The organism is Vibrio sp. C8, from assembly GCF_054051265.1.
Window position 1 is genome coordinate 1 of record NZ_JBPAOE010000048.1, and the last position, 524, is coordinate 524.

Genomic DNA, 524 nt, shown 5'->3' on the forward strand with positions numbered 1-524 from the left:
GTGCCTTCGGGAACTGTAAGACAGGTGCTGCATGGCTGTCGTCAGCTCGTGTTGTGAAATGTTGGGTTAAGTCCCGCAACGAGCGCAACCCTTATCCTTGTTTGCCAGCGAGTAATGTCGGGAACTCCAGGGAGACTGCCGGTGATAAACCGGAGGAAGGTGGGGACGACGTCAAGTCATCATGGCCCTTACGAGTAGGGCTACACACGTGCTACAATGGCGCATACAGAGGGCAGCGAACTTGCGAGAGTAAGCGAATCCCAAAAAGTGCGTCGTAGTCCGGATTGGAGTCTGCAACTCGACTCCATGAAGTCGGAATCGCTAGTAATCGTGAATCAGAATGTCACGGTGAATACGTTCCCGGGCCTTGTACACACCGCCCGTCACACCATGGGAGTGGGCTGCAAAAGAAGCAGGTAGTTTAACCTTCGGGAGGACGCTTGCCACTTTGTGGTTCATGACTGGGGTGAAGTCGTAACAAGGTAGCGCTAGGGGAACCTGGCGCTGGATCACCTCCTTACGTA

Annotated in this window: 1 rRNA gene; it reads left to right on the forward strand. The window is 54.2% G+C overall.

Features of this window, described 5'->3' with window-relative positions:
- A 16S ribosomal RNA gene (locus ACRQQK_RS16615) occupies nucleotides 1-520 on the forward strand; the annotation flags it as partial.
- Between the last annotated feature and the right edge of the window lie 4 nt (nucleotides 521-524).